Origin of the sequence: Allorhizocola rhizosphaerae (assembly GCF_003426775.1) — a bacterium.
Taxonomy (GTDB): Bacteria; Actinomycetota; Actinomycetes; order Mycobacteriales; family Micromonosporaceae; genus Allorhizocola; species Allorhizocola rhizosphaerae.
Genome location: NZ_QJUG01000079.1, coordinates 1 through 25,652, shown reverse-complemented (window position 1 = coordinate 25,652; position 25,652 = coordinate 1). Strand labels below are relative to the sequence as shown.

The following is a 25,652-nucleotide window of genomic DNA, read 5'->3' as shown; positions in this document are numbered from 1 at the left end:
CAGACGCTCGGGTCCATCCGGGACGCCCACGCTGTCACGCTACAGAATTCGCGGCGCTACTCCGAGTGGAACTTCGCTTGGTTGATCCGGCTTCGTCTATTAGAATGTATGTACTAACGATGGCCTCTGAACTGCAAAACCAGCAGCGGGTGGGTCGGCCGCGAAACGGTCCGAGCCCAGCCGCGCAAGAGCACGGCTTCGCCAAGAAACCAACCCTCGGGAGATCCACATGAGTCACCCCTCACGTTCTCTGCCGTATGCCACCCTGCTCGCCTTCACCCGTTATGTCGACCGGACCGGACCGGCCAAGGCGAACTTCGTCGGCAGCCTGCGCAAACAGCGCGAGACCGGCGGCGGCTTCAACCCGCATGGCCAGTTCATCAAGGCGCTCAAGGCCGACCTGCAGTTTCGCACGGGTGGCTCCAACCTGACCGATGTGGTGAAGTCGGTGAACCCGCGCTGGCATCGGCTCTATTCGACCCTCGCCGAGGGGGCACAGCGCTGGCTGGAGTCGCTGGGTGATCCGGCGACCGTGTGGCTCATGCCGACCCGGGAGGCGATCGGCATGATCGGGTCGCTGCCGGTGAAGATCACCGCCCACTTCGGGCTGCGGTTCGACGACGGGCGGGCCGAGGCGGTGCGGTTGCACTTCGACGAGGAGCCACCGAGCCCCGAGGCGGTGACCGCGACGCTGCACCTGATGGCCACGCACAGCGACCAGATCCTGCCGGGCGCCGAGCCGGTCATGGTCGACGTGCGGCGCGGCGTCACGCTGTGCGACGGCAACGCGGCCTCCCCCGAGGTGGCGCGCTGGCTGTCGGGCGAGGCCGCGGGCTTCTCCGCGATGTGGAGTTCCTCGGCAGCCGCCTGACAAAGGCGCCGCTGCTCGACGGGCGGCGAACTGCTTAGATAGGCGTCTATGAGACGCATTTTGATCGCGGGCATCGCGCTGCTGGGCACCATGCTCGGCTCGGCAGCGCATGCCGCGCCCCCGCCCGAGTTCGGCAACGACTGGGACGATCCCCGCGTTGCCGCGCCGCCGATTCCCAAGCCGCCGGGCCGGTCCTGCACCGTGCGGATCGTCGACAACCAATTCAAGAGCTTTGATCCTTTTGAGGGTACCTTCGCCCCGCCCGCCGGCTGTGCGGGCCCATGGGCGAAGGTCGTGCTGACGATGCACGCAGCAGTGAAGGGCCGGCAGTTCGACCGGCTTGGCCACCTGGCGATCGGCGGCGTCACCGTGTTCAAGACGTCCACGCCGCAGCCGTCGCCGGAGGGCATCCGCTGGACCGTCGAGAAGGACATCACCGCGTACAGCCCGATTCTCGGTGCGCCGCAACCGGTGATGATGCGCCTGGACAACGTCGTCGACGAGACCTACACCGGCATCCTGGACGTGCAGGTGGACCTGACGTTCTGGCCCGGCGCGCCACCGGAGGGCGGGCCAGACGATGTGCTCACGCCCGGGGTCGCGCTGCCGCGAAACACCGAGCGCCTGCTGGCCGAGGTTTACGTGACCGGGTCGGGCGGCGGGTGCGAGGAGTTCTGGTACATAACGGCACCGCCGTCCTCGGGCTACTCGTGCCCGGCCGACAACGGGCCCTACCGCGAGGTCCAGATCCTCGTGGACGGGCAGGTGGCCGGGATCGCCGCGCCGTTCCCGCACATCTACACCGGCGGATGGTCCAATCCCTTTCTCTGGTACGTCATCCCGGCGCCGCGGGCCTTCGACGTCGCACCGGTCGTCTACGACCTGAGCCCGTTCGTGGGCCGGCTCACCGACGGGCGGCCGCACGAGATCACGGTCAGCGTGGTGGGTGTGCCGGCCGGGCAGCCGGGCTGGGAGGCTCCGGTCAACCTGCTCGCGTGGCGCGACCCCGGCAGCGCGCAGGTCACCGGTGACCTGCTGGCCTCGTCGCTCTCGCCCCTGCGCAACGAGGTCGAAGTGTCCACTGTGGACGGCTGGACGCAGGTCGCCGTCGAGGGCGGGCGCAAGTTCAGCGCGGTCGGCTATGTGCAGAGCTCGCGTGGACGCCTGACCTACGTGGTCGGGCGCGAGCTGGCCAACACGTCCCGCCATCGCTGGCAGGCGGGCGAAAACCCGGACGCGCTGAAGGCCGGATGGACGGACACGTCGACCGTCGTGGTCGCGGGCAGGAGCCCGTCGGTGACCCGGCACGCGGCCCGCTACACCCTCGACGGCGTGGTCAGCGTGTCAGCGGAGAACCGGCTCACCACGACCATGACCGCGACCGACGCGGCCACGCACAGCTCGGTCGGCTCGAGCCGGCCGACCCACTGGACGCTCGACGACACCTACACCGGCGAGGCGACGTGGACGCTGGGCGTGCCCCGGCCCGACCGACACGGCGTCGGCTTCTCTCGCGAGCGCTACCAGCTGCGCGGCACGACCGGCTGCTACGACCGCACCATCGCGACCGTCAACGGGTTCGTCACCAACGACACCAACGCCTGCTGAGGGAGAGGCCGGAGAGACGACTCCGTCCGGGGACACCCTAGATCCCCGGACGGAGGTCTTCACGCGGCCGCGATCTGCACCCGGCCGGAATCGACCGGTGTGCCGCTGCGTGCGGGCGCGACACGAATGCATCCGGCACCGAGCGTAGCCGTCGTGCGCCAGCCATCGATAGTGACGGCTATCTGACTCGTGCCGATCCGTCGCATGCCGTCAACGTAGTCGTACCCCTGGTTGATCCACCCTTACGGAACGATGACGGTGTGCGCCTCCGTGATGTCCGGGGCCTCCCACTTGCCGATCAGACGGTCCACCACGTGCGCCGGCACGGGATGAGCCCGCGCCTGGTTGCGCGTCCGCAGCTCGTGCGGGGTCGCTTCCAGCGCAACGATTTCGACCCGCGCGTGATAAGCGGCCGCCAGCCCGATGCACATCTGCCGGTGCTGCCGGCTGATGTTGGTCGCGTTCCACACGAACGATCGCCGGGCCCGCAACAGCTCGCGCGCCCGCTCATAGGCGGCCGCCGCGACGGCCCGTTGATCGCCCGTCGGCGCGACGCCCAACTCGGCACGCAACCCGTCGAGGCTCACCACCGGCAGGTCGGACCCGTGCCGCGTGAGCCACGTATCCTTGCCCGCACCCGGCAGCCCGGACAGCACGGTCACCGTGCAGCGCGTGTCGTCGTAGGCCGCGTATCGCGGGTCGCGTCCCGGCGTGCGGAAGTACATGAACCGCGCGTGGTCGGACGCGAACGCGAACGGCCGCTCCAGCACCCCCAGCTCCGCGCAGTATTCCCGGAACAGCCCGATGTTGTCGACGACCCGCGCCTGATCGGCGCACACCCGCCCCAGGATGTCGGCCGTCGCCAGCAGTGTGAGCTCCACATTGGACGCCAGCAGGCTGACCCGGATCGCGATCTGCTCGATATCGTCGCGCTCCAGCGCCCAGAACGGCACCTGATGGTGGCGCACCAGCGCGGCCACGTGCTCTCTGGTCGAGACGGGTGCGCCCATCTCCCACAGCACGCGCCGCGCGATCAGCTCACCGCGCCGGGAGTGGCCGTGCGCGGTGCTTGGCGTAGAGCCACTCTCCATACACGACATGGCGCTCACCGAGCACCGGCCACAGCCGGGGTGCGAGCGTCGCCGCCCACGACTTGAGCAACGCGAACTGGCGCTCACGCGGGCCGCCGGTCAGATAGTGCCCGCGCGACTGCAACCGAAGCTCCCCGCCGGGCCCGAAGCTGATGCCGGCGTTCGCGCCGTCGAGCTTCTCTTCGACGACCAGATGCCGCCCGCGCAGCGGCGCGAACGGCGTCTGTGCCAGATCCTCGTCGCCCGCCTGCAGACGTGAGCCCTCAAGGTGTGCCGTGCGCGGGTACTTGAACACGTCGATCAGGAAACCACGGCCGCCGAGCCGACGGCCGCCGAATTCGGCAGGTCCCGGTGTTTGCGCATGGGGCCGAGCAGCAGCATGAGCGGGGCCAGCGCCACGCCCACGGTCATCATCCACATCGTGGGCCTGATGCCGAACGCCTCGCCGAGCACGCCCGCGAGCACCGCGCCAAGCGGGATCGTGCCGAAGTTGAGGAACTGCATGCTCACCGACACCCGGCCGAGCATCTCGCGGGGCGTGTAGGCCTGGCGCCAGCTGCTGCGGATCACGTTGCTCGCCACCACCCCGGCGCCGATCACGACACCCGCCACGACCACGAACCCGATCCGCAAACCCGGTGCCGTCAACGGGATCAGCAACGCGAACGGGCACGCAGCGAACTGGCACAGCAGGGCCCCATGCGAGGTGCCGAACCGGCGCGCGATCCGGTCGGCCAGGGCCGCGCCGATGACCCCGCCCACGCTCATCGCCATGACGAGCATGCCCACCGTGGCCGGTTTGAGCCCGACGATGCGGACCAGGAAAACCACAAGCAGGGATTGGTACCCGACCATGGTCAGATTGCTCACCGATCCGAAGAGGGTCAGGATTCTCAGGTACGGGTCGCGGGCCACAAACCGAAGCCCCACACCGATTTCCTGCCGCAGCGTCGTGGTGCGGCGCGAATACGGCCGGCGCTGCTCGGGTGTCTTGATGCGCAACAGGCAGGCGGTCGACACCGCGAACGAGGCGACGTCGGCCCACAGTCCATTCACAACACCGATCGCCGACGCGAGCAGACCGGCCACACCGGGCCCGGCCACCTGGGTCACCGATTCGGAGCCCTGCATGCGCGCGTTGCCCTCGCGCAACCGGGAGGCGGGCAGCAGCGACGGCAGGAACACCTGATAGGCGGTCGTGAAGAACACGTTGGCCACGCCGGTCAGCAGGGCCACCGCGACCAGCTGCCAAACGGTGAGCACGCCCAGCCACGCGGCCAGCGGCACGCTGGCCATCGTCGCCATCGACACCCCGTTGCACGCCAGCATGACCGGGCGGCGCGGCAGCCGGTCGACCCACGCGCCGGCCGGAAGCCCGATCAGCAGCCACGGCAGCCACGAGGCCGCGGCCAACAGTCCAACCTGGAGGGTCGTGGCGTGCAGCACGGTGACCGCGACCAGCGGCAGCGCCACGCTCGTGACGCTGCTGCCCAGCTTGCTCGCGGTCTCGCCGACCCACAGCCGCCGGAAATCGGGGGTCATCACGGTTGCCCCGGCATCCCGTACGCGAACACCAGCACCGGCTCGCGCTCCTGCCCGTCGTCGGGCCGGTCGGACCACCGGCTCAACAGCGCGGCGATCTCCTCGCCGATCTGCCCGAGCTCCTGCGGGGTCAGCCGGATCCACTTGTCGCTCACGAACGTCACGTCGCCCCACTCCCCTTTCTCCTCCTCCGGCTTGGCGAGCCAGTTCCTCGCCAGGCTCACGTGCTGATCGAGGTTCATCGCCTGGATCGTGTCGGCCAGCGCGGCCGACGCCGGGTCGCCCTGGAAGTCGCGGCTGGACCAGCGCAGGCCGCTGGAGACCAGCCGATACCACCGCTCGCGGCGGTTGTGCGCGAGCTCCGGCGCCTCTTCGATCAGGTCGCTCGCGCCGAGCACCTTCAGGTGATGGCTCACGTTGCCGACGGCCTGCCCGGTCCGCTCGGCCAGGGTGCTGACCGTGCTCGGGCCGTAAACCCGCAGCACGTCCATGAGCCGGCGGCGCAGCGGGTGCGCCAGCGCGGCGAGCACCGCCGAGTCCTTGATGGTTCGCGTCCGTTCCACATGCCGAGTATGCATTAACAAGAGCTCTTGTACAACCTTTCTTGTCTGGTACCTCGACGAGCGCGCGAGCGCGAAAACCGGCAAGATGGGCCTTATGTCGAAGCCCATCGCCGTCGGAGTGGACGGTTCGGACCAGGGCACCGCCGCCGCCCACTACGCTGCCGCGCTGGCCGTGCGCCGGGGGGCGCCGCTGCGCCTGATCTACGTGTTCGAGACGCTCTACTACGGGCTGGGCCCGATGTTCGCCACCGGTGGATACGGTGTGGCCGAGGAGCACCTGCGCACCGCCGCACAGCAGACCCTTGACGAGATCACCGACCGGATCAGCGCGGCGCACCCCGACCTCGAAGTCGAGCCGCGCATGCGTGAGGGCGGGGCCGCTGCCGTGCTCATCGCCGAGACGCAGGAGTCGGCCGTGACCGTGGTCGGCTCGCGCGGGCTGGGCGGGTTCGCCGAACTGGTGATCGGTTCGGTCTCGGCGCAGGTCAGTGCGCACGCCCACAACCCGGTCATCGTCTTCCGGCCACCGCACGCCGAGCACGGCCCGGTTCTGGTCGGCTACGACGGATCCGACCCGGCGAAGGCCGCGCTCCAGTTCGCGGTGCAGGAGGCGCTCTCGCAGGGCGTGCCGCTCGTCGTGGCCAATGCGTACTGGCCGCAGCCGTGGGGGTTCGGCGAGACCCCGGTGCCCGATCCCAACGTCACGGCCGCCCACGACGCGGAGGCACTCGTCGATGCGGCCGTGGCTCCGTACCGGAAGAAGCATTCACAATTGCAGGTGGAGACGAGGACAATACACAGCCTCAACCCCGAACACAGCCTGATCGAGGAGTCGAAGCACGCCCGGCTCACCGTCATCGGCAGCCGCGGCCGGGGCGGCTTCACGGGGCTCCTCCTCGGGTCGGTCAGCCAGGCGCTGGTCCATCACGCCGCGGGACCGGTGGCCGTTGTCCACAGCGGATAGTCGAAGCACAGCAGGGAGAAACGCCATGCACGCCAAGGTTGGAGACCGCCTCATCATGGAGGGTGTACACGTCGGCGACCCGAAGCGGATCGGTGTCATCTCGGAGGTGTCACACGCCGACGGCACGCCGCCCTACACCGTCAAATGGGTCGACAGCAACCGCGAGACCCTGGTCTATCCCGGTTCGGAGTGCCACATCGAGCAGTCCGAGCAGGCGGGCTAGAAAAGCTGTCGCACCGAAAGCGCGGCTTGGCCCGGTGATCTGCCGCATCCGTTCGTCAACCGGCTCGAACTCCGTGCCGCCGTAGAAGCGGTCGATTTCCTCCATGAGATCGGCAATGGCTCGGGCATCTTCCGGCTTGGCCGGAACCACGGTCACCACGGTCAGGTGTCTCCTTTGCTGGTCATGAGCAGGTCATGAAACTCACGGGCAACAGGCAAAGTCAGGCGGCCCTGCTGCAGCGTGATGCGGCCATGCTGCAGCAGGTCGAGCGTGTGGAGCAGAGTCAGGAGGTGTTGCAGCAGGGGCTGACGATGCTCGTGGAGGCGATGCAGGGCTTGACGGCCCGAGTCGGCGAGGTGTTGGCGTACGCGATTTCCGATGAGATGAATCGGCACATGACGAAGCCAGCTGGCTAGAGCGGCCGCATCACCGACCGACCGCTGCGCGCGCCGGCGTGCGTGAGGCCGCGTCGCGAAGGAGGCCGCTAGCGGCTGGGCCAGGCCCAGTCGCGGATCTGCGGGGCGTCTTCGCCCGTGGCGCGGGTGTGGTCGCGGCAACGCTGGCGTTCGTCCTCCATCAGCTGGCGCAGCTGTGCGGCCCGCACCGACAGCCCCGGCACGCGGTCGATGACGTCCATCACGAGGTGGAAGCGGTCGAGATCGTTGAGCATCACCATGTCGAACGGGGTCGTGGTCGTGCCCTCCTCTTTGTACCCGCGCACGTGCAGGTTGCCGTGATTGGTGCGCCGGTATGTGAGCCGGTGGATCAGCCACGGATAGCCGTGGTAGGCGAAGATGACCGGCCGGTCCTTGGTGAACACCGTGTCGAACAACGCATCGGGCATGCCGTGTGGATGCTCCGACGGTGGCTGCAACCGCATCAGGTCAACCACATTGACCACGCGCACGCGCAGCGACGGCAGGTGCTGGCGCAGCAGATCGGCCGCAGCAAGGGTCTCCAGGGTGGGCACGTCACCGGCGCACGCCAGCACCACATCCGGCTCACCGCCGTCATCGGTTGACGCCCACTGCCAGATGCCCACGCCCCGGCGGCAGTGCAGCTTCGCCTCCTCCAGCGTGAGCCACGACGGGGCGGGCTGCTTGCCGGCCACCACCACGTTGATGTAGTGCCGGCTGCGCAAGCAGTGGTCCAAAGTGGACAGCAGGGTGTTGGCGTCCGGCGGCAGATACACCCGCACGACCTCGGCCTTCTTGTTCACCACATGGTCGATGAAACCCGGGTCCTGATGCGAGAACCCATTGTGGTCCTGCCGCCACACGTGACTGGACAGCAGATAGGTCAGCGACGCGATCGGCCGCCGCCACGCGATCCCCCGCGATACCTTGAGCCACTTGGCATGCTGGTTGACCATCGAATCCACGATGTGGATGAACGCTTCGTACGACGTGAGCAACCCGTGCCGCCCGGTCAGCAGGTAGCCCTCCAGCAGGCCCTGGCACAGGTGCTCCGACAGCACCTCGATCACCCGCCCGGACGTGCCGTCGAGCGTGAACGCCCGATCGGTCGCCTCCAGCACCGCGCCCAACCGGTTGGACTCCACCTCGTCCGGCCCGAACAACCGGAACCGATCCGGGTTGGCCTTCACGACGTCGCGCAGCCACTCCCCCGCGACCTTGGTGGCTTCGAATTCACCGAGCGGCACGCCATACGGGTCGAGAGAGGGCAGCACCAGATCACGCAACAGCTCACCACCGTTGGCGTGCGGGCTGGCGCTCATCCGGCGCGCCGGGATCAGCTCGTCGACCCGAGGCACACCCTCATCGGTGAACAGATCGTCCGGCCGGTACGAGCGCATCCACTCCTGCAGCCCGTGCGGGATGTCCACCTCCGGCACCTGGTGGGCGTGCACCGTGCCTTCACCCGGCCCGGTCCATCCCTTCGGCGTACGCAGCACGATCATCGGCCAGCGCGGCCGCCCGTTGTCGTTTGTGGACCGTGCATGCCGCTGGATCGCGCCGATCTCGTCGAACGCCCAGTCCAGCGCGCGGGCCAGCTCCTGATGCACCTCGTGCGGCTTGTCGCCGGCCACCTCCACCGGGCGGTACCCGTACCCGCGCAGCAGCGACACCAAGTCATCATCCGGTATCCGTGCCAGCACCGCCGGATTGGCGATCTTAAACCCGTTCAGGTGCAGAATCGGCAGCACCGCCCCGTCGGTGACCGGGCTCAGGAACACGTTGCCGAACCACGACCCGGCCAGCGGGCCGGTCTCCGCCTCGCCATCGCCGATCACGCACGCCACCACGAGATCCGGGTTGTCCAGCGCGGCGCCGTAGGCGTGCATCAGCGAATAGCCGAGCTCGCCGCCCTCGTGGATCGACCCGGGCACCTCCGCCGCCACATGACTCGGGATGCCGCCCGGAAACGAAAACTGCCGGAACAACCGCGCCATCCCGGACGCATCCCGCGACACGCTCGGATACAACTCGCTGAACCGGCCCTCCAGCCATGTGTTCGCCACGATCGACGGCCCGCCGTGCCCGGGCCCGGTCACGAACATGACGTCCACGTCCCGTGCCTTGATCACCCGATTGAGATGGGCCCAGATCAGGTTCAACCCGGGGCCGGTCCCCCAGTGCCCGAGCAGCCGCGGCTTCACATGCTCCCGCCGCAACGGCTCGCGCAACAGCGGATTGTCCATCAAGTAGATCTGGCCAACCGTCAGATAGTTGGCCGCACGCCACCAGACATCGATGAGCTCGAAATCTGCATCGTCCAATGGCCTCCCTCCGCTCCGCTGGGCGTGCCTGCCTATCGATTCACTCGGGCAAGCCCTCGCTCATAATTTCACGCTAGCCGGGGTATGGGGCCCGCATGGCGGTAATCGCGGCAGAGGCCTTGATCGGCAGGCTGGCCGACTGGGGTGTGGACACGGTGTTCGGCCTGCCCGGCGACGGGATCAACGGGTTGATGGAGGGACTTCGCCGGCACGAGAAGCGGGTGCGCTTCGTGCTCGTGCATCACGAGGAGGCGGCCGCGCTGATGGCGTGCGCCCACGCCAAGGCAACCGGCCGGATCGGGGTGTGCCTGGCGACCAGCGGGCCGGGCGGCATCCACCTGGCCAACGGGCTGTATGACGCCAAGCTGGACCACGCCCCGGTGCTCGCGATCACGGGCATGCAGGAGACATCGCTGCTCGGCACCTCGTACCAACAAGAAGTCCACCTCGACCGGCTGCTGGCAGATGTCGCCGAATACAACCTTGTCATCACCAACCCGGCGCAATTGCCCTTTGTCGTGGACAACGCGATCCGCGCGGCTTACGCCCGCCAGGGCGTCGCGCATCTGAGCATCCCCAATGATGTGCAGACCGCTGATGCGCCAACGGTTTCCGGGCCTGCGCCGGTCTTCGTCCCCGCCTCGGGCATCCCCTCCCCGGACGAGCTTGGCCGGGCGGCCGACGTGCTCAACGCGGGCCGCAGGGTCACGATCCTGGTGGGTGTCGGTGCGCGCGGCGCCGGGCCGCTGGTCGAGCGGGCGGCCGTGGCCCTCGACGCGCCGATCATCAAGTCGCTGCTTGGCAAGATGGTCGTGGCCGACGACTCCCCGCTGACCACCGGCGGCCTCGGGCTGCTGGGCACCGGCCCGAGCGAGGATCTCATCGCCGATACCGACACGCTTCTGCTCCTGGGAACCAATTTTCCTTATGTGGAGTACCTTCCCAAGCCCGGCGCGGCGCGGGTCGTCCACATCGAGCTCGACCCGATGCGCGCAGGCGCCCGCCTGCCCACCGACGTGCCCGTGGCCGGTGATGTCGGCCGCACGCTGGTCGAGCTGCTCCCGCTGCTGAACAGGCGCGAATCCACCGCACGCCTCGACGCGTACCGCGAGAAGATGGACCAGTGGCGGTCCACAATGGACGCTCTGGAGGAGCCGTCGCGCGACCCGATCGCCCCGCAATACGTGGCCTCGGTCATCTCCCGCATCGCCGATGACGACGCCGTGCTGTGCACCGATTCGGGCACCGTGGTGAGCTGGGCCGCGCGGCACTTCACGATCCGGGGCACGCGCGAGTTCCATCACTCGGGCAGTCTCGCGACGATGGGCTGCGGCCTGCCCTATGCCAACGCGATCGCGCTCGCGCAGCCGGACCGGCAGGTCATCGCATATGTGGGCGACGGCGCGTTCGCGATGGTGATGGCCGAGTTCCACACGGCCGCCCGCTATGGGTTGCCGGTCAAGGTGGTCGTGAACAACAACAACTCGCTGGGCATGATCCTGTGGGAGCAGATGGCGCTGGGCTATCCCGAGCACGGTGTGCGCTTCGGCGACCCGCGGCCGGACTTCTCGGCGTGGGCGCGGTCGTGCGGTGGTTTCGGCGCGAAGGTCGAGAAGGCCTCGGAGGTCGAGGCCGCGCTGCGCGAGGCCATGGCCTTCGACGGCCCGGCGCTGGTCGACATCGACGTGGACCCCAACGAGCCGCCCATGCCCGGCAAGGTCACCTACGAGCAGGCCAAGAACTTCGCGGCCGCCTTCCTCAAGGGCCAACCCCACCGCGCAGCCATCGCCACAACACTGTTCAAAGACAAAATCCAGCAACTGGGCGCGTGACCCCTTTCCGGTTGATCATGGACTTAAGTTCATGATCAACGCGGAGGGGTTTCAAGGGGTGTCGATGCGGGGATTGCCCGCGCATGGACGTGCCCAAGCAGGTCGTCGTCATCACAGGCGCCTCGTCCGGCATCGGCCGGGAGACCGCGCTGGAGTTCGCCCGCCGGGGTGCGGGTGTGGTCGTGGCCGCGCGCAACGGTGAGGCGCTGGACACCCTGGCCACCGAGATCGGACGGTTGGGCGGGCAGGCGCTGCCCGTGGTGACCGACGTCAGCGAGGCCAAACAGGTCACGCAGCTCGCGTCGCGGGCCGCCGAGCGGTTCGGGCGCATCGACGTGTGGGTCAACAACGCGGCCGTGTCGACGTACGGCACGGTCGAGCAGATGGACCTCGACGAACTGCACCGGGTCATCGAGGTCAACCTCATGGGCCAGATCTACGGCATGAAGGCGGCCCTGCCCTATCTGCACGAGTCGGCCGGCACACTGATCAACGTGTCGTCGGCGCTCGGCAAGCGGGCGATCCCGTTGCAGGCGGCCTACTGCGCCGCCAAGCACGGGATCGTGGCCTTCGGCGAGGCGCTGCGGCTCGAACTCGCGGCGCAGGGCTCGCCGGTGAAGCTCGTCGACGTGCTGCCGTCGTCGATCAACACGCCGCTGTTCGACAACGCGCGCTCGAAAATCGGGGTCGCCCCCAAGCCTGTCGGGCGGGTTTACGAGCCGTCCGTGGTGGCCCGGACGATCGTCGCCGCGGCCGAAACCCCCGTGCGCCACGTGTATGTGGGCGGGACCGGGCGCCTGGCCGATGTGATGCAGCGGATCAGCCCGAGCCTTGTCGACTGGTACCTGCGCGGGCCCGGCGACGCGATCGGCAGCCAGCGCACCGATCGGGCCGACGACGGCAAGGACAATCTGTTCGCACCGAGCACCGGCACCGGCTCGGCCACCGGCCGGTTCGGGCAGTACTCCAAGTCGACGAGCGCCTACACCAAGCTGTTCGGGCTCAACCCGAACGCCGGGCGCGTGGCGGCCGCGGCCGGACTGGCCGTGGCCATAATGCTCATCCGAAGGGCGGGCGGACGGCGATGACACAAGTCCGCGACCTTCGGGTCCGGCCGGATCTGCTGTACGTCTCCAGCGGCTGGAATGTCCTGATCACGGACGTGTTCGGGCGGATCGCGGGCACCGACCCGCAGGGGTTCTTCGCCCGCAACACGCGGGTGCTGTCGCGGGAGCGGCTGACCGTCAACGGGCGGGAGCCGCGGGCGTTTTCCACGGCCAAGGTCGGCGCGCACGCTGCGCTGTCGTACGCGCAGTTGGTCGACGGTGAGAAGCTCCCGCACCGGGGCGTGTATTTGATGGTCGAACGGTTTCTCGGTGAGGGGCTGCGCACGAGGTACCGGCTGGAAAGCTACTCCGACGAGGAGCAGCGCTTTCGGTTCGAGCTGGAGCTCGACGCCGACTTCGCCGACACCGACGAGGCCGCGCAGGGCCGCCGCCAGCAGGAGGCCCCCGTCACGGGCACGTGGAGCCCGGCCGCGTCGCAGCTGCGGCTCGACTACGGCCACCCCGATCTGGACCTCGCCGTGACCTTTACGGTAATCCCCGCAGCGGCTTCGCCTGAACGAGGACATTACCGACCAGTATCCTATCACGACGGTGGGCTCGCGCTTGACGTGTCGCTCCCGCCCGGTGGGATGGCTTCGTTCGACGTCGTGACCGAGCCGGTGATCGACGGTGTCACCTGGCACGCGCCCCCGGGCACGTTCAGCGAACCCGACGACCTCGCCGCCCGGGCCCGCACCGTGCTGTGGGGCGAGCTCGCCACGCTGCGCTCGACCAACCTCGACGTGGCGGCGGCATGGCAGTCCGCGGTGGGCGATCTGGCGTGCCTGCCGCTCGGCGAGCCGCCCGGTCCGGCCGCGCCGATCGCGGGATTGCCCATCTACCAACAGATTTTCGGCCGCGACACGCTGACGGCCGGATGGCAGGCGCTGCTGGCCGGCCCGACAATGCTGCGCGATGCCTTGCTGCTCAACGCGGCCCACGTCGGTACACGCATAGATGATTGGCGCGACGAAGAACCGGGCAAGATGATCCACCAGGCGCGGCACGGCCCACTGTCCAAACTAAACAAGGACCCGTTCACCGCGTACTACGGCGACTGGTCGACGTCACCGGACTTCCTGATGTTCCTTGGGCAGTACCTGGCATGGACGGGCGATCTGGACACCGTCCACGAGTTGCTGCCCACCGCCCGGCTCGCGCATCAATGGCTGGAACGCTATGCCGACCTCGACGGCGACGGCTTCATCGAGTACCAAACGCGGTCCAAGCACGGCGTGAAGAACCAGGGCTGGAAGGACTCCGAGACGGCGATCGTCGACGAGCACGGCAAGGTCGTGGAGAATCCCATCGCCACGAGCGAGTTGCAGGCCTACCACTATGCGGCGCTTCGGCACAGCGCGATGGCGTTCGCGGCGGCGGGCGATCGGGCCTTCGCCGCCGCACTGGTCGCCAAGGCACGCCGGTTGCGGCGCCGGTTCCACGAGGCATTCTGGATGCCGGAGCACGGCTGCTACGCCCTGGCGCTCGGGCCCGACAAGCGTCAGGTGCGCTCGGTCAACTCCAACGACGGGCACCTGCTGGCCACCGGCATCGTGCCGCGCGCGTTTGGGCCCGTCGTGGCGGCGCGTCTGCTCGCGCCCGACATGTTCAGCGGGTGGGGCGTGCGCACGCTTTCGTCGGACCACCCGGCCTACGACCCGTTCAGCTATCACCGGGGCAGCGTGTGGCCGGTGGAGGCGGGAACTGTCGCGATTGGACTCGCACGGTACGGCTGCTGGAATCATTTGCATCGGCTCGCCAAGGCAACCTTCGAGGCGGCCGCGCTGTTCGAGGGGCACCGGCTGCCGGAGGTCATCTCGGGCCTGCCGCGCGACGAGGCCCACCCCTATCCGGGGGTCTACCCGCACTCCTGCTCGCCGCAGGCCTGGTCCGCCAGCACGATCATCGCGGTCGTCCAGGCATTGCTGGCGCTGCGCCCGGCCGTGCCGGTGCGCGGCATCCTGGTCGATCCACACCTGCCGGAGTGGCTGCCGGATCTGGCGTTGGAAGGAGTTCGCGTGGGCGGGGCGACGTTTGACCTCACCGTGCGCCGAGACCGGCACGGCGGCGCGAAAATCACCACATCGGGCGACCGGATTCGGGTCCTTCGATGGCCCGTATCCTGGTTTGGGTAGGTCTGGCCCGGGGCATTTTCATAGTATGAGAAGCCGCGCGAAGGCGATGGGACACGCGATCCACCCGATGCTGATTGTGTTCCCGCTCGGGCTCCTGTCCACCGCCGTAATATTCGACATCATCTACCTCATCACGGACCGGACGGGGTTTAGCATCGCCGCCGGTTACACGATGGGCGCGGGCATCATCGGCGGTCTGGTCGCCGCGCTGTTCGGGCTCATCGACTGGATGGCCATTCCGGCCAACACCCGGGCCAAGCGGGTCGGCACCCTGCACGGCGTCGGCAACGTCGTGGTCACGCTGTTGTTCCTGGGCAGCTGGCTGGCGCGTGCCGGAGTCGACCAGTGGCGGCCGGGCGCACTCGCGCTGATCCTCAGCTTCGCGGGCCTCGTGCTCGCCACGGTGACCGCCTGGCTGGGCGGCGAACTGGTCGAGCGCCTCGGCGTCGGCGTCGACGACAACGCGGGCCTCAACGCCCCGAGCTCACTGCACGCCGCCCCACGTTAGCCAGGGGAAGCCCAATTGGTGGGGCCCGGAAAGCCGGGCCCCACCAATGCGTTTCTCAGTCGACGGCATACAGCTGCACGTCCACTTAGTCGTGGAGAATCACTTGGCGGACGACGTCACCACGGCCGAGGGCGCCCAGCGCTTCCTCGACGTCGTCCAGGCGCAGGCGGTGCGTGATCATGCCTTCGAGGTCGAGCCGGCCGGCGCGCCACAGGTTGAGCACGCGGGTGCAGTCGCGGCGCACGTCGGCATTGCCGTAGAGCGACGGCATCATGGTCTTGCCCTCGAACAGCAGCTCGAAGGGGCTGAACTCGACCTGCTGGTCGGCCCGGCCCGCGCCCACGATGACGACGGTCCCGCCGCGGCGGCACGCCTGCCACGCGGCCCGGATCGTCGCCGGCGCGCCGACCACCTCGAACACGTAGTCGAAGCCCTCGCCCCCGGTCTGCTCGGCGATGAGCTCATTGATCTGGTCGGGCGCGGTGGCGTGGGTCGCGCCGAAACGCAAAGCCGTGTCGTGTTTGGACTCGTTGGTGTCGACGCCCACGATGAGGGACGCGCCCGCGACCCGGGCGCCCTGGATGGCGGAGATGCCCACGCCACCACAGCCGATAACCGCAACGGTCGCAGCGGGCTCCACGCGCGCGGTGTTGATGACCGCGCCGACGCCCGTCATGACGCCGCAGCCGACCAGCGCGGCGATCTCATACGGTACGTCGTCGGCGATCTTTATTGCGGCGGCCTCGGGGATCACGAGTTCCTGGGCGAACGCACCGACGCCCGCCATGCCGAACGCGGGTGCTTCCCCGACCATGAAGCGGGGCATCACATAAGCCGTCATCACGTGCGTCACGCACAGGTACGGCTCGTAGCGCAGGCACGAGTTGCACGTGCCACACGGCGGCAGCCAGCTCGCGATGACCCGGTCGCCCACCGCGATGTTGTGCACGCCCTCGCCCACCCCGATGACGTCTCCCGCCGCCTCGTGCCCGAGGATCGCCGGCACGGGTTGCGGCAGGGCCCCGCTGCGCGCCGAAAGGTCGGAGTGGCACACCCCGGCCGCGCGCACCGAGACGCGCACCTCGCCCGGACCCGGCCCCACGATGTTCACGTCGTCCCGAATGGTGATCTTTTCGTCGACCGAATTCAGCACCGCCGCACGCATGCCACAGAGTAGAACAGGTTTCAATTTTGTTGGCAAGCATAATGGGCAGGTGACCACGATCCCGTCCGAACGCCGAGCCCACCTGGTGTCGCTCGCCGGGGAGCTGTTCGCCGAGAAGGGGTTCCGCGCCACCACGGTGCGCGAGATCGCCGACGCGGCGGGCATCCTTTCCGGCAGCCTGTACCACCACTTCGACTCCAAGGAGTCGATCGGCGACGAGATCCTGACCAGCTTCCTCAACGACGTGCTCGACGACTATCGCGTCGCCGTGGCCGAGGGGCCGGACCCTCGGACGGTGCTGGAGCGGATCGTGCGGTCCACTGTGGACACCCTGTCCCGCCACCGCGCCGCACTGATGATGCTGCAAAACGACTGGAGCTACTTCAGCTCCGCGCCACGCTTCGGCTACCTGCGCGACGCGCTGCGCGAGATCGAGCACATCTGGGTCGACCAGCTCGAAAAGGGGGTGAAGGCGGGCCAGTTCCGCCGCGACCTCGATCCCAAGCTGACCTATCGGCTGCTGCGCGACATCCTCTGGATGCCGGTGCGCTGGCACCGGCCGGGCGGGCAGTGGAGCCCGGAGCAGGTCGCCGACGGCTTCCTGAAGCTGATGTTCGACGGGATCGCCGCCAGCTGATACCGTGCAAACCAAGCAAGCGCTTGGGCGGGCCGAACTCCGTTCAGGCGAAGCCGTGATTTTGCTGCGGCAATTCCGGCTCGCAGATGTCGGCCTTCGGCCGCCACCCGCGACGCGGAAAAGCCGCGGCTGGGGGCCGGCCGCGAAGCGGTCCGGGCTGAAGCCGCTGCGCGGAAAAGAGGATCGCATGGACCGGCTCAAGGGAAAGGTCGCACTGGTCACCGGCGGCGCGCGTGGCATGGGCAAATCCCACGTCAGGCACTTCGTGGCCGAGGGCGCCAAGGTCGTGTTCGGTGATGTGCTCGACGACGACGGCAAGCGCGTGGCCGACCAGCTGGGCGACGAACACGCCCGCTACATGCACCACGACGTGACCGACCCCGGCCAGTGGGCGGACATCGTGGAGCACACGGTCGAAAGTTTTGGGCGCCTTGACATTCTCGTCAACAACGCGGGCATCCTGCGGCACGCGCTGATCCGCGACATGAGCCTCGAAGACTTCAGGCAGGTGCTTGAGGTCAATCTCGTGGGCATGTGGCTGGGCGTCAAGGCCGTGATCGACCCGATGACCACGGCCGGCGGGGGCTCGATCATCAACGTGTCGTCGATCGAGGGGTTCGCGGGCGCGAGCGGGCTGTCGGCCTACAGCGCGAGCAAGTTCGGCGTGCGCGGGGTGACCCGGGCGGCGGCGCAGGAGCTCGGGCACTCGGGCATCCGGGTCAACTCCGTGCACCCGGGCGGCATCATGACCAAGATGGCCCTCGGCGCGGCCGAGGTGTTCAGCCGGGTCGACCCGCAGGCGTTCCTGGCGAACATGCCGATCCCGAGGTTCGGGGAATCGGCGGAGATCTCGAAGCTGGTGGTGTTTCTCGCGTCCGACGAGTCGTCCTACTGCACCGGGGCCGAGTTCGTTGCGGACGGCGGGATGCTGAGCGGGCCGGGGTACTAGAAGATGTTTGATTTGGACGGGAAAGTCGCGGCCGTTACGGGCGCGGGAAACGGGCTGGGGCGGGCGGAAGCGATCGCACTGGCGAAGGCGGGCGCGCGGGTCGTGCTCAACGATCTGCCGGGCGAGGCGCTGGACCGGGTGGCCGCGGAGATCGGCGGGCAGGCGGTGGTCGTGCCGGGTGACATCTCGCTCATGGAGACGGCCGAGGCACTGCTGAAACCCTTTGGCGGGCTTGACATCCTGGTGAACAACGCGGGCGTGCTGCGGGATCGGATGGTCTTCACGATGTCCGAGGAGGAGTGGGACCTGGTGATGCGGGTCCACCTGCGGGGGCATTTCGTGACGACGCGGGTCGCGACGGCGCACTGGCGCGAGGCGTCCAAGGCCGCGGGCAAGCCCGTGTATGGGCGCATCGTCAACACGTCGTCGGAGGCGTTCCTGCTCGGGTCGGCGGGGCAGCCCAACTACGCGGCCGCGAAGGCCGGGATCACCGCGCTGACGCTGGCGACGGCACGCAGCTGTGCCCGCTATGGTGTGCGGGCCAACGCGATCTGCCCCCGGGCACGCACGTCGATGACTTCCGCGCTCATGGGGCCTGCTCCCGATGAACACGACCCGATGAGCCCCGATTGCGTGGCCCCACTCGTGGTCTATCTCGCGAGCCCCGCGTCCGAGCACATCACGGGCGAGGTGTTCGTGGTGCACGGCAACGTCGCTGCCGTGATGGGCCCACCGACCGTGCGGGCACACTGGCGCGCGGAGGCTCCGATGTGGACAGTTGACGATCTGCACAAGGTGCTCGGCCCCATGGACAGCACCGGATTCGTGTGTCACGACACCCTGCCGCTGGCGGAGTCGACCTTTGGCGAATGAGCGCGCGAAAATCGCGATGACGGACGAGGAGACGTCCTCGTTTCTCGCGAGCAATCGCAAGATGCAGCTGGCGACCATCAACCGCGATGGCACGCCACACCTGGTGACCATGTTCTATGCGATGCTGGACGGGCGGGTCGCCTTCTGGACCTATCGTTCCTCGCAGAAGGCGCTCAACATCCTGCGCGACGCGCGGGTGACCGTGCTCATCGAGGACGGCATCGACTACTTCGAGCTGCGCGGCGTGCAGATCAGCGGCGTCGCCGAGCCGACCGACGTGCTGACCGTCGGGCGCCTTGTGGGGCGCGGGATCGGCACAGGGCTTGACGAGTTCATCGAATACACGGCGCGCAAACGCCTGGCGTGGCTGGTTTCTCCCACCCGCGTCAGCTCGTGGGATCACCGCAAGCTGGTTTGATCGTTGCCACGTCTCGGGTGCCGCAAGCGCTTTGCGCACCTCAGGGCGTGACAACGATCAAGCGTGACTACATGAGCTCCTCGGTTGTCGGGAGGAGCACGGTCTTGAGCTCCGTGTAGGCCTCGATGGATGAGCGGCCGCCCTCCCTGCCGAGGCCCGATTGGCCGAAACCGCCGAAGGGGGCGTGGATTTCCAGCTGGTACCCGTTGACGCCCACGGTGCCCGCGCGGAGCTGCCGCGTCACGCGCATCGCCCGCTTCACGTCGGTGGTCCACACCGTCGCACCCAGGCCGTACTCGGTGTCGTTGGCCAGGCGCACGCCCTCGTCCTCGTCGGTGAACGGCACGACACACAGCACCGGCCCGAAGATTTCCTGCCGCGCGATGGTCATGTCGTTCTTCACGTCCGCGAACACGGCAGGCGACACGAAGTTGCCCGCCGCGAACTCGCCGCCGAGGCGTTCCCCGCCGCACACCAGCCGGGCGCCCTCCTCGTGCCCCTTCGACACGAACCCGAGCACCCGCTCGACCTGCCGCCCGTTGATCAGTGGGGCCGCCGTGACCAGTGGGTCGAACGGGTCGCCGTACCCCACGATCTCCGACATGCCCGACGCGATCGCGACGAACTGGTCGTAGATGTCGCGGTGCACGATGGCCCGGGTCTGCGCCACGCACGCCTGCCCGGACAGTCCTAACGTGACGGTGCCCATGGTGATGGCGGCTGCCGAGTACACGTCCGCGTCGGCGAACACGAGCGCCGGGCTCTTGCCGCCGAGTTCGAGGCTCACGCGCTTGAACGTGGACGTGGCGGCGGCCATCACGCGCCGTCCGGTCTCGCGGCTCCCGGTGAACGTAATCTTGTCGACGCCCGGGTGGTTGATGAGCGCGTCGCCGGTCGGGTCGCCCGGCCCGGTCACGATGTTGAGCACGCCGGGCGGGAGTCCCGCCGCTTCGAGCAGGCGGGCCAGCTTCAGCACGGTGAACGTGGCGTATTCGGACGGCTTGAGCACCACCGTGCAGCCGACGGCCAGGGCGGGGGCGAGCTTTTGCGCGCTCAGCAACAGCGGCGCGTTCCACGGCACGACCGCCGCGACCACCCCGATCGGCTCGCGCAGGGTGAACACCATGTGGTCGCCACCCTGGTACGGCCAGAGCGTCTCGCCGCCGAGCTTGTCGATCCAGCCCGCGTGGTAGTCGAACGCGTCGGCCACCGCGTCGATCGACATCGCGTAGGTGGTGTTGAACGACACCGGCACGCTGTTGTCCAGCGCCTGCAGCGTGAGCAGTTCGTCGGCGTGCTGCCGGATGAGCTCGGCGGTGCGCCGCAGCACGGTGATGCGCTCCTTGGCCCGGCTGCGCGGCCACGGCCCCTCGTCGAACGCCGCCCGCGCGGCCCGCACGGCCCGGTCCACGTCCTCCACAGTGGACACCGGGAAGCTCCCGACCTCCTCCCCCGTTGCCGGATGCCGGTGGGTCCAGGTTTCGCCCGAGGTGGACTCGCGCCATGCGCCGTCGATGAGCAGGAGGCCGTCGGGCAGTCCGACCGCGTCGCGATGCGGCATGATCGAGGCGACCATTGCACCCCTCCCTCACTTTTGAAACGTGTTCTAATTTTGGGAGAGTACTCTCAGCGGCGCACGGCCGCTAGGTACGCCGGACGTTCGCCCCCGCCGTGCAGCGCGATGGACGCGCCGGTGATGTAGGCCGACAGGGGCGAGCCGAGGAAGAGGCACGCGTCGGCCACGTCGTCGGGTGTGGCCATGCGGCCCATCGGGACCGTCGCGGACACGTCGGCCAGCGAGTCGCCGTAGTGGTCGCGGGCCGCCTCGGTTTCGGCGAGCCCGACGACGAGGCTGTTCACGCGCACTCGCGGGGCCCATTCGACGGCAAGCGAAGTGGCGAGGTGGTGCAGACCCGCCTTGGCCGCGCCATATGCGGCCGTGCCGGGCGAGGGGCGGGCACCGCTCACGCTGCCGATCATGATGATCGAGCCGCCTTCGCCTTGGGTCTGCATCACGGCGTTGGCGCGCTGGGACACGTGCAGCGGGGCGATGAGGTTGAGCTCGATGACTTTGGTGTGCAGGCGCGGGGAAGCGGTGGCCGCCTCGGCGTAGGGTGACCCGCCCGCGTTGTTGACGACTACGTCCAGCCGGCCGTGGCGTTCGACAACTGTCGTGATGAGACGGTCCACCTGTGCCGGGTCGCGCACGTCGCACTCGCTGCGGCCGAATGCGACGACGTGGGCGCCCGCCTCCCGGAAGCGCCGGGCGATCCCGGCTCCGATGCCACGCGTGCCGCCGGTGACGAGCACGACTTTCCCGGTGAAGTCCATACCGTGTTACGGTACCCAAGCAAACGCTAGGTTCGCATCCCACGCACGGGCCATGCACGGGCGTCGGCCACGCGAATCGCGGAACACCGAGAGCAGGAGCCGCCGTGGGCATCGTGCAGCGAGTCAGTGACGGTGTTGCCGAGGTGGTCATCGACTACCCGCCCGTGAACGCGCTGCCCGCGCAGGGTTGGTTCGATCTTGCCGACACTTTGCGCGCGGCCGGGCGTGACCCGGGCGTGCGGGTGGTCGTGCTCGCGGCCGAGGGGCGGGGCTTCTGCGCCGGCGTGGACATCAAGGAGATGCAGCGCACCGAGGGGCACGCGGCACTGATCGCGGCCAATCGCGGGTGCTTTGCCGCATTCGCGGCCGTGTACGAGTGCGAGGTGCCGGTCGTCGCGGCGGTGCATGGGTTCTGCCTGGGCGGCGGCGTGGGGCTGGCCGGAAACGCGGACATCGTGATCGCCTCGGACGACGCGACGTTCGGCCTGCCCGAGGTCGATCGCGGTGCACTCGGCGCGGCAACGCACCTGGCTCGCCTCGTACCGGAAAAAATGATGAGGGCCATGGTCTACACCTGCAAGACGGCGACGGCGCAGCAGTTGCTGGAGTTCGGCTCGGTCTTGCAGGTCGTCCCGAGGGAGCGGTTGCGCGACGCGGCGCTGCAGACCGCGCGGCAGATCGCCGCCAAGGATCCGACCATCATCCGGGCCGCCAAGGAGTCGCTCAACGGGATCGACCCGGTCGACGTGCGCCGAAGTTACCGCTACGAACAGGGCTTCACGTTTGAACTCAACTTGACCGGAGTCTCGGATCGGGCCCGGCAGTCGTTTGTGGACGGCCGCTGATGGACACCGACAAGGTGATGACGATCGATGACGTCGTCGGCGAGCTGCGGTCGGGCATGACGATCGGCGTCGGCGGGTGGGGCTCGCGGCGCAAGCCCATGGCGCTGATCCGGGCGATCGTGCGGTCCGACCTGACCGACCTGACGATCGTGTCGTACGGCGGGCCCGATGTCGGCCTGCTCATGGCCGCGGGCAAGGTGAAGCGGGTGGTGTGCGGGTTCGTGTCGCTGGACACCATCGCGCTCGAACCGCACTTCCGGCGCGGCCGGCAGGACGGCACGATCGAGTTGACGGAGCTCGATGAGGGCATGCTCTACTGGGGGCTGCTGGCGGCCGCGCATCGGTTGCCGTTCCTGCCGATTCGGGCCGGGTTGGGGTCCGACGTCATGACCGTGAACTCCGATCTGCGGACCGTTCGCTCACCCTACGGGGATGCCGAGGAGCTTGTCGCGATGCCCGCGCTGGAGTTGGATGCCGCGCTGATTCACCTGAACCGGGCCGACCGGCGCGGCAACGGGCAATATCTGGGGCCGGATCCATACTTCGACGACCTGTTCTGTCTGGCGGCGGCGCGCAGATTCGTGTCGTGCGAACGGATTGTCGAGACCTCGCAGCTGCGGGAGGCCGGGCCCGTGCAGAGCCTGCTGGTCAACCGGATGATGGTCGATGGCGTGGTCGAGACCCCGCACGGGGCGCACTTCACCAGTTGCGCGCCCGATTACGGGCGGGACGAGGCGTTCCAAAAACGTTATGCCGAAACCGAGTGGTCCGCCTTTCGAGCGACCTATTTGGACGGTACCGAGGACGACTACCAGAGGGCGGTCGGGTCGCATGAATGACGGTGTCCTCATTGCGGCCTGCGCGGACGCCTGGCGCGGAGACGGGGCCATCCTTGCCAGCCCGATGGGGCCGCTGCCCATGCTGGGCGCGCGGCTGGCTCAGGCCACGTTCGCACCCGAGCTGATGGTGGGCGACGGAGAGTCCTATTTGTTACGCGACGGGCTCATCGAAGGTTGGCTGCCATACCGGGCCGTGTTCACCATCGTGGCGGCCGGGCGCAGGCACGTCATGATGGGCGCGAGCCAGCTCGACCGGCACGGCAACCAAAACATCTCGTGCATCGGCGAATGGGCCCGGCCCACGTCGCAACTGCTCGGCGTGCGGGGCGCACCCGGCAACACCATCAATCACACCACGAGTTATTTTGTGCCGAAGCACACGAGGCGGGTCTTCGTGGAGCGGGTCGACATGGTGTCGGGCATCGGTTACGACCGGGCGGCCAAGGTGGGTGCGCGATTCCACGAGATTCGCCGGGTCATCACCGACAAGGCGGTGCTCGACTTCGAGACCCCGGATCGCACGATGCGGCTGCGTTCGCTGCACCCGGGCGTTTCACTGGACGACGTGCTCGACAACACAGGGTTCGATCTGTCCATTCCGGACGATGTGCCGACCACGCGCACGCCCACGCCGGCCGAGCTCGAAATCATCGAGCGCCTCGCCGGGGGCGTGCGCTCCCCCGCTTGACTCCTCGGGCTTGAGGAGGAGCCAAGCGTTCCGGCCGAGTGAGCCGTGCTGCGCGACCCGTGTCAGGACTCTTTGGCACACAACGCGTTGCCCACCAGGGTGTCGATCGCGGCTTGCTGCCGCGCGAAATCCTCTGGCGTATGACCGAGCACACTCGTCAGCGACAGCACCACGCTGCGCCGGCCATCGCCGGTGACGCCGTTGTCCGTCACATATCCGGCACCGCCGCCCGGATGGCTCCAGTATGTGCCGCCGCACGGTAGCGGCCGCTCAAACACCCCGAGCCCATATCGCGTACCCGGCATGGCCTGTTCGAGCTCCGGCCCGATCGGCACCGTCCGGGTCATCTCGGCCAGCTGCGCCGGCCGCAGCACCTCGCCCCCGAACAGCGCGCGGAAGAACCTGTTCAGGTCGCGTGTGGTCGAGATGATCGCCCCCTCCGGGTCGATCACAACCTGCTCGGTCACGTCCACCGGCGCCGCACCGGGCTCGAACGGGTGGTATCCGCGGGCGTGCGGCCGCGGCACGTCGGGCGACAGCCCCGGCCACGTGGTCTCGGTGAGACCGAGCGGGCGCAGGATCCGCTGCTCGACCTCCACGTGCCACGGCCGGCCCGTCACCCGCTCGATAATCATGTCGACGAGCAGATATCCCGTGCTGCTGTAGCGCCAGGCCGTACCGGGCGGGAAGCCGGGTTCATGGTTCATCGCCCGCGCAACCAACTGCTCCGGCGTGTAGACGTCGAACCGGTGCCGCCGGAATTCCTCCTCGGTCGCGTAGTCCGGGAAGTCGTCGGGGATGCCGCTCGTGTGCTGCAGCAGCTGCCGCACGGTGATTTGCCGTCCGTCGTTGCCGTTGCCTTGCACGACCCCGGGCAGCCACCGCTCGACGGTGTCGTCCAGTGAGAGCCGGCCCTCCCCGACCAGCTGCAGGGCCACGACGGCCACAAAAGTCTTGCCGGTGCTCGCGATGCGGAACCGCCCGTCCTGTGGAACCGGCTCCTTCGTGCGCGTGTCCGCGACCCCGCTCGTGACAACATGTTGCCGGCCATCCTCCGCGACCAACCGCGCCTGCGCGCTGACCAGCCCGAGCGCGTGGATCGCGTCCGCATCCCGCTGCAGCGTTTTGTCCGGCTCTGAGCAGCCCGCGGCCGACGCGACGAGGACCGCCAGCCCAACCGTGGCAACCAAAATTCTCATGAGCGCAACGCTAGGTCCGCCGCAGGTGCCCATCCGATACAGCGGGCTGCCCAGAAAAAGCTACAGCGCGCTGTAGTGTCGGCGCGGCCCCGCCCTGGTAGACGTTAAGCGTGAACAAAGTGTGGCGGGCGACCACCTACCTGCTGGGGGTGCTGCTTCCCGTGCTCGTTGCGCGATGGCAGCAACGCCGCGCCGCGCATCTGATCGGTGTGCCTTTCCAGCGGCAACCCGTGCCGCTCAAGCGTTTTTTGGTCTGGCTGCCACTGCATCTCATCGTGGCCGGACTCATGCTGCTGTGGCTGGGCAACGGGCTGCTCGCCGCCGTCGCCATGCCGCTGTGGTGGCGGTTCCCGGCCGGCGACCCGCCCCGCCTGCTGATCGAGCTCCCGGTGACCAGCTGGGCGAGCGCGATCGCGCTCGGCGTCGCCCAGCTCGCGCTGCTGGCCGCGCTCGGCTCGGTCGCCTTCCCGCCCCTGGCCGCCGCGCATGCCCGCCTCACCCTTGCCCTGCTCGCACCGTCCGCCG

26 protein-coding genes and 1 pseudogene are annotated in these 25,652 nt (G+C 68.6%); 17 read left to right on the top strand and 10 right to left on the bottom strand.

Going from position 1 to position 25,652, the window contains the following annotated elements; genetic code table 11:
- Positions 1-229: 229 nt before the first annotated feature.
- Both DM816_RS18615 and DM816_RS18610 read left to right on the top strand, forming a co-directional pair.
- The gene (locus tag DM816_RS18615) at positions 230-871 is read left to right on the top strand and encodes a hypothetical protein (protein ID WP_117211518.1); all 642 of its coding nucleotides are present in this window, start codon (positions 230-232) and stop codon (positions 869-871) included.
- 48 nt (positions 872-919) lie between these two features.
- Positions 920-2,479 carry a peptide-N4-asparagine amidase gene (locus tag DM816_RS18610; protein WP_117211517.1) on the top strand — a complete coding sequence of 520 codons (1,560 nt, stop codon included), beginning with the start codon at positions 920-922 and terminating at the stop codon, positions 2,477-2,479.
- 59 nt (positions 2,480-2,538) lie between these two features.
- Here DM816_RS18610 and DM816_RS42685 read toward each other — a convergent pair whose 3' ends face one another.
- Genes DM816_RS42685 through DM816_RS18590 form a run of 5 tightly spaced genes read right to left on the bottom strand, consistent with a single transcriptional unit; the run spans position 2,539 to position 5,675 of the window.
- A complete protein-coding gene (locus DM816_RS42685; RefSeq protein ID WP_162907601.1) occupies positions 2,539-2,685 on the bottom strand; it encodes a hypothetical protein in 147 nt (48 codons plus the stop codon).
- A gap of 36 nt (positions 2,686-2,721) precedes the next feature.
- A complete protein-coding gene (locus DM816_RS18605) occupies positions 2,722-3,570 on the bottom strand; it encodes an AAA family ATPase (RefSeq protein WP_246002031.1) in 849 nt (282 codons plus the stop codon).
- Complete coding sequence (locus DM816_RS18600) at positions 3,518-3,865, bottom strand: RNA ligase family protein (RefSeq protein ID WP_246002030.1); 348 nt, start codon at positions 3,863-3,865, stop codon at positions 3,518-3,520. The genes DM816_RS18605 and DM816_RS18600 overlap by 53 nt, the downstream gene beginning before the upstream one ends.
- A 5-nt stretch (positions 3,866-3,870) precedes the next feature.
- Positions 3,871-5,112, bottom strand: coding sequence for an MFS transporter (locus tag DM816_RS18595; RefSeq protein ID WP_117211515.1), 1,242 nt, complete (start codon positions 5,110-5,112; stop codon positions 3,871-3,873).
- A complete protein-coding gene (locus DM816_RS18590; RefSeq protein ID WP_246002029.1) occupies positions 5,112-5,675 on the bottom strand; it encodes an ArsR/SmtB family transcription factor in 564 nt (187 codons plus the stop codon). Before DM816_RS18590 ends, DM816_RS18595 begins: the two co-directional genes overlap by 1 nt.
- 94 nt (positions 5,676-5,769) lie before the next feature.
- Between DM816_RS18590 and DM816_RS18585 the strand changes: the two genes are divergently transcribed.
- The 3 genes from DM816_RS18585 (at position 5,770) to DM816_RS18575 (ending at position 7,278) form a co-directional block, all read left to right on the top strand.
- Positions 5,770-6,639, top strand: a complete 870-nt coding sequence (locus DM816_RS18585; RefSeq protein ID WP_117211513.1) for a universal stress protein — start codon at positions 5,770-5,772, stop codon at positions 6,637-6,639.
- Between the two features lie 25 nt (positions 6,640-6,664).
- Complete coding sequence (locus DM816_RS18580) at positions 6,665-6,862, top strand: DUF1918 domain-containing protein (protein ID WP_117211512.1); 198 nt, start codon at positions 6,665-6,667, stop codon at positions 6,860-6,862.
- 194 nt (positions 6,863-7,056) lie between these two features.
- Complete coding sequence (locus DM816_RS18575; RefSeq protein WP_117211511.1) at positions 7,057-7,278, top strand: hypothetical protein; 222 nt, start codon at positions 7,057-7,059, stop codon at positions 7,276-7,278.
- A 68-nt stretch (positions 7,279-7,346) separates the two neighbouring features.
- Here the strand turns inward: DM816_RS18575 and DM816_RS18570 are convergent, their stop codons facing one another.
- A complete protein-coding gene (locus DM816_RS18570) occupies positions 7,347-9,638 on the bottom strand; it encodes a phosphoketolase family protein (protein WP_117211510.1) in 2,292 nt (763 codons plus the stop codon).
- A 59-nt stretch (positions 9,639-9,697) separates the two neighbouring features.
- Here DM816_RS18570 and DM816_RS18565 point away from each other — a divergent pair, with 59 nt between their 5' ends.
- The 4 genes from DM816_RS18565 (at position 9,698) to DM816_RS18550 (ending at position 15,183) form a co-directional block, all read left to right on the top strand.
- Positions 9,698-11,434: a thiamine pyrophosphate-dependent enzyme gene (locus DM816_RS18565; RefSeq protein ID WP_117211509.1), complete on the top strand. Its 1,737-nt coding sequence runs from the start codon at positions 9,698-9,700 to the stop codon at positions 11,432-11,434.
- An 83-nt stretch (positions 11,435-11,517) separates the two neighbouring features.
- Complete coding sequence (locus DM816_RS18560; RefSeq protein ID WP_117211508.1) at positions 11,518-12,522, top strand: SDR family oxidoreductase; 1,005 nt, start codon at positions 11,518-11,520, stop codon at positions 12,520-12,522.
- The gene (locus DM816_RS18555) at positions 12,519-14,675 is read left to right on the top strand and encodes an amylo-alpha-1,6-glucosidase (protein WP_117211507.1); all 2,157 of its coding nucleotides are present in this window, start codon (positions 12,519-12,521) and stop codon (positions 14,673-14,675) included. The genes DM816_RS18560 and DM816_RS18555 overlap by 4 nt, the downstream gene beginning before the upstream one ends.
- Before the next feature lie 25 nt (positions 14,676-14,700).
- Positions 14,701-15,183 carry a DUF2231 domain-containing protein gene (locus DM816_RS18550; RefSeq protein WP_117211506.1) on the top strand — a complete coding sequence of 161 codons (483 nt, stop codon included), beginning with the start codon at positions 14,701-14,703 and terminating at the stop codon, positions 15,181-15,183.
- A gap of 85 nt (positions 15,184-15,268) precedes the next feature.
- Here DM816_RS18550 and DM816_RS18545 read toward each other — a convergent pair whose 3' ends face one another.
- A complete protein-coding gene (locus DM816_RS18545) occupies positions 15,269-16,348 on the bottom strand; it encodes a Zn-dependent alcohol dehydrogenase (protein ID WP_117211505.1) in 1,080 nt (359 codons plus the stop codon).
- Here DM816_RS18545 and DM816_RS18540 point away from each other — a divergent pair.
- The 4 genes from DM816_RS18540 (at position 16,347) to DM816_RS18525 (ending at position 19,225) form a co-directional block, all read left to right on the top strand.
- Positions 16,347-16,985 (top strand): TetR/AcrR family transcriptional regulator, encoded by a 639-nt coding sequence (locus tag DM816_RS18540; RefSeq protein WP_117211532.1) that lies wholly within the window; start codon positions 16,347-16,349, stop codon positions 16,983-16,985. The genes DM816_RS18545 and DM816_RS18540 overlap by 2 nt on opposite strands.
- Positions 16,986-17,172: 187 nt before the next feature.
- A complete protein-coding gene (locus DM816_RS18535; RefSeq protein ID WP_117211531.1) occupies positions 17,173-17,934 on the top strand; it encodes a glucose 1-dehydrogenase in 762 nt (253 codons plus the stop codon).
- A gap of 3 nt (positions 17,935-17,937) precedes the next feature.
- Positions 17,938-18,807 carry an SDR family NAD(P)-dependent oxidoreductase gene (locus tag DM816_RS18530; RefSeq protein ID WP_117211504.1) on the top strand — a complete coding sequence of 290 codons (870 nt, stop codon included), beginning with the start codon at positions 17,938-17,940 and terminating at the stop codon, positions 18,805-18,807.
- 16 nt (positions 18,808-18,823) lie between these two features.
- Positions 18,824-19,225 (top strand): pyridoxamine 5'-phosphate oxidase family protein, encoded by a 402-nt coding sequence (locus DM816_RS18525; protein WP_117211503.1) that lies wholly within the window; start codon positions 18,824-18,826, stop codon positions 19,223-19,225.
- A 67-nt stretch (positions 19,226-19,292) separates the two neighbouring features.
- Here the strand turns inward: DM816_RS18525 and DM816_RS18520 are convergent, their stop codons facing one another.
- Together DM816_RS18520 and DM816_RS18515 are read right to left on the bottom strand one after the other, a co-directional pair.
- Complete coding sequence (locus DM816_RS18520; protein ID WP_117211502.1) at positions 19,293-20,801, bottom strand: aldehyde dehydrogenase family protein; 1,509 nt, start codon at positions 20,799-20,801, stop codon at positions 19,293-19,295.
- Between the two features lie 50 nt (positions 20,802-20,851).
- Positions 20,852-21,556 (bottom strand): SDR family oxidoreductase, encoded by a 705-nt coding sequence (locus DM816_RS18515; protein ID WP_117211501.1) that lies wholly within the window; start codon positions 21,554-21,556, stop codon positions 20,852-20,854.
- A gap of 104 nt (positions 21,557-21,660) precedes the next feature.
- On the opposite strand from DM816_RS18515, the gene DM816_RS18510 reads away from it, so the two are divergent.
- From DM816_RS18510 to DM816_RS18500, 3 genes are read left to right on the top strand one after another with little or no spacing between them, the layout of a single operon-like run.
- Positions 21,661-22,401 (top strand): enoyl-CoA hydratase family protein, encoded by a 741-nt coding sequence (locus tag DM816_RS18510; protein WP_117211500.1) that lies wholly within the window; start codon positions 21,661-21,663, stop codon positions 22,399-22,401.
- Positions 22,401-23,240: a CoA transferase subunit A gene (locus DM816_RS18505; RefSeq protein ID WP_117211499.1), complete on the top strand. Its 840-nt coding sequence runs from the start codon at positions 22,401-22,403 to the stop codon at positions 23,238-23,240. Before DM816_RS18510 ends, DM816_RS18505 begins: the two co-directional genes overlap by 1 nt.
- Positions 23,233-23,928 (top strand): CoA-transferase subunit beta, encoded by a 696-nt coding sequence (locus DM816_RS18500; RefSeq protein WP_117211498.1) that lies wholly within the window; start codon positions 23,233-23,235, stop codon positions 23,926-23,928. Before DM816_RS18505 ends, DM816_RS18500 begins: the two co-directional genes overlap by 8 nt.
- Positions 23,929-23,990: 62 nt before the next feature.
- Here DM816_RS18500 and DM816_RS18495 read toward each other — a convergent pair whose 3' ends face one another.
- Positions 23,991-25,127 (bottom strand): serine hydrolase domain-containing protein, encoded by a 1,137-nt coding sequence (locus DM816_RS18495; protein WP_211588756.1) that lies wholly within the window; start codon positions 25,125-25,127, stop codon positions 23,991-23,993.
- A 110-nt stretch (positions 25,128-25,237) separates the two neighbouring features.
- Here DM816_RS18495 and DM816_RS18490 point away from each other — a divergent pair.
- Positions 25,238-25,652, top strand: a pseudogene (locus DM816_RS18490) (sensor histidine kinase); the annotation flags it as partial.

What these genes read in the sequence shown, in the direction of transcription:
- DM816_RS18565 (WP_117211509.1), top strand. Translation starts at nt 9,698, where the DNA reads ATGGCGGTAATCGCGGCAGAGGCCTTGATCGGCAGGCTGGCCGACTGG.
- DM816_RS18525 (WP_117211503.1), top strand. Translation starts at nt 18,824, where the DNA reads ATGACGGACGAGGAGACGTCCTCGTTTCTCGCGAGCAATCGCAAGATG.
- DM816_RS18515 (WP_117211501.1), bottom strand. Translation starts at nt 21,556, where the DNA reads ATGGACTTCACCGGGAAAGTCGTGCTCGTCACCGGCGGCACGCGTGGC.
- DM816_RS18545 (WP_117211505.1), bottom strand. Translation starts at nt 16,348, where the DNA reads ATGCGTGCGGCGGTGCTGAATTCGGTCGACGAAAAGATCACCATTCGG.
- DM816_RS18555 (WP_117211507.1), top strand. Translation starts at nt 12,519, where the DNA reads ATGACACAAGTCCGCGACCTTCGGGTCCGGCCGGATCTGCTGTACGTC.
- DM816_RS18550 (WP_117211506.1), top strand. Translation starts at nt 14,701, where the DNA reads ATGAGAAGCCGCGCGAAGGCGATGGGACACGCGATCCACCCGATGCTG.
- DM816_RS18575 (WP_117211511.1), top strand. Translation starts at nt 7,057, where the DNA reads ATGAAACTCACGGGCAACAGGCAAAGTCAGGCGGCCCTGCTGCAGCGT.
- DM816_RS18580 (WP_117211512.1), top strand. Translation starts at nt 6,665, where the DNA reads ATGCACGCCAAGGTTGGAGACCGCCTCATCATGGAGGGTGTACACGTC.
- DM816_RS18520 (WP_117211502.1), bottom strand. Translation starts at nt 20,801, where the DNA reads ATGGTCGCCTCGATCATGCCGCATCGCGACGCGGTCGGACTGCCCGAC.
- DM816_RS18495 (WP_211588756.1), bottom strand. Translation starts at nt 25,127, where the DNA reads ATGAGAATTTTGGTTGCCACGGTTGGGCTGGCGGTCCTCGTCGCGTCG.
- DM816_RS18530 (WP_117211504.1), top strand. Translation starts at nt 17,938, where the DNA reads ATGTTTGATTTGGACGGGAAAGTCGCGGCCGTTACGGGCGCGGGAAAC.
- DM816_RS18540 (WP_117211532.1), top strand. Translation starts at nt 16,347, where the DNA reads ATGCCACAGAGTAGAACAGGTTTCAATTTTGTTGGCAAGCATAATGGG.
- DM816_RS18560 (WP_117211508.1), top strand. Translation starts at nt 11,518, where the DNA reads ATGGACGTGCCCAAGCAGGTCGTCGTCATCACAGGCGCCTCGTCCGGC.
- DM816_RS18605 (WP_246002031.1), bottom strand. Translation starts at nt 3,570, where the DNA reads ATGGAGAGTGGCTCTACGCCAAGCACCGCGCACGGCCACTCCCGGCGC.
- DM816_RS18535 (WP_117211531.1), top strand. Translation starts at nt 17,173, where the DNA reads ATGGACCGGCTCAAGGGAAAGGTCGCACTGGTCACCGGCGGCGCGCGT.
- DM816_RS42685 (WP_162907601.1), bottom strand. Translation starts at nt 2,685, where the DNA reads ATGCGACGGATCGGCACGAGTCAGATAGCCGTCACTATCGATGGCTGG.
- DM816_RS18585 (WP_117211513.1), top strand. Translation starts at nt 5,770, where the DNA reads ATGTCGAAGCCCATCGCCGTCGGAGTGGACGGTTCGGACCAGGGCACC.
- DM816_RS18595 (WP_117211515.1), bottom strand. Translation starts at nt 5,112, where the DNA reads ATGACCCCCGATTTCCGGCGGCTGTGGGTCGGCGAGACCGCGAGCAAG.
- DM816_RS18505 (WP_117211499.1), top strand. Translation starts at nt 22,401, where the DNA reads ATGGACACCGACAAGGTGATGACGATCGATGACGTCGTCGGCGAGCTG.
- DM816_RS18615 (WP_117211518.1), top strand. Translation starts at nt 230, where the DNA reads ATGAGTCACCCCTCACGTTCTCTGCCGTATGCCACCCTGCTCGCCTTC.
- DM816_RS18500 (WP_117211498.1), top strand. Translation starts at nt 23,233, where the DNA reads ATGAATGACGGTGTCCTCATTGCGGCCTGCGCGGACGCCTGGCGCGGA.
- DM816_RS18610 (WP_117211517.1), top strand. Translation starts at nt 920, where the DNA reads ATGAGACGCATTTTGATCGCGGGCATCGCGCTGCTGGGCACCATGCTC.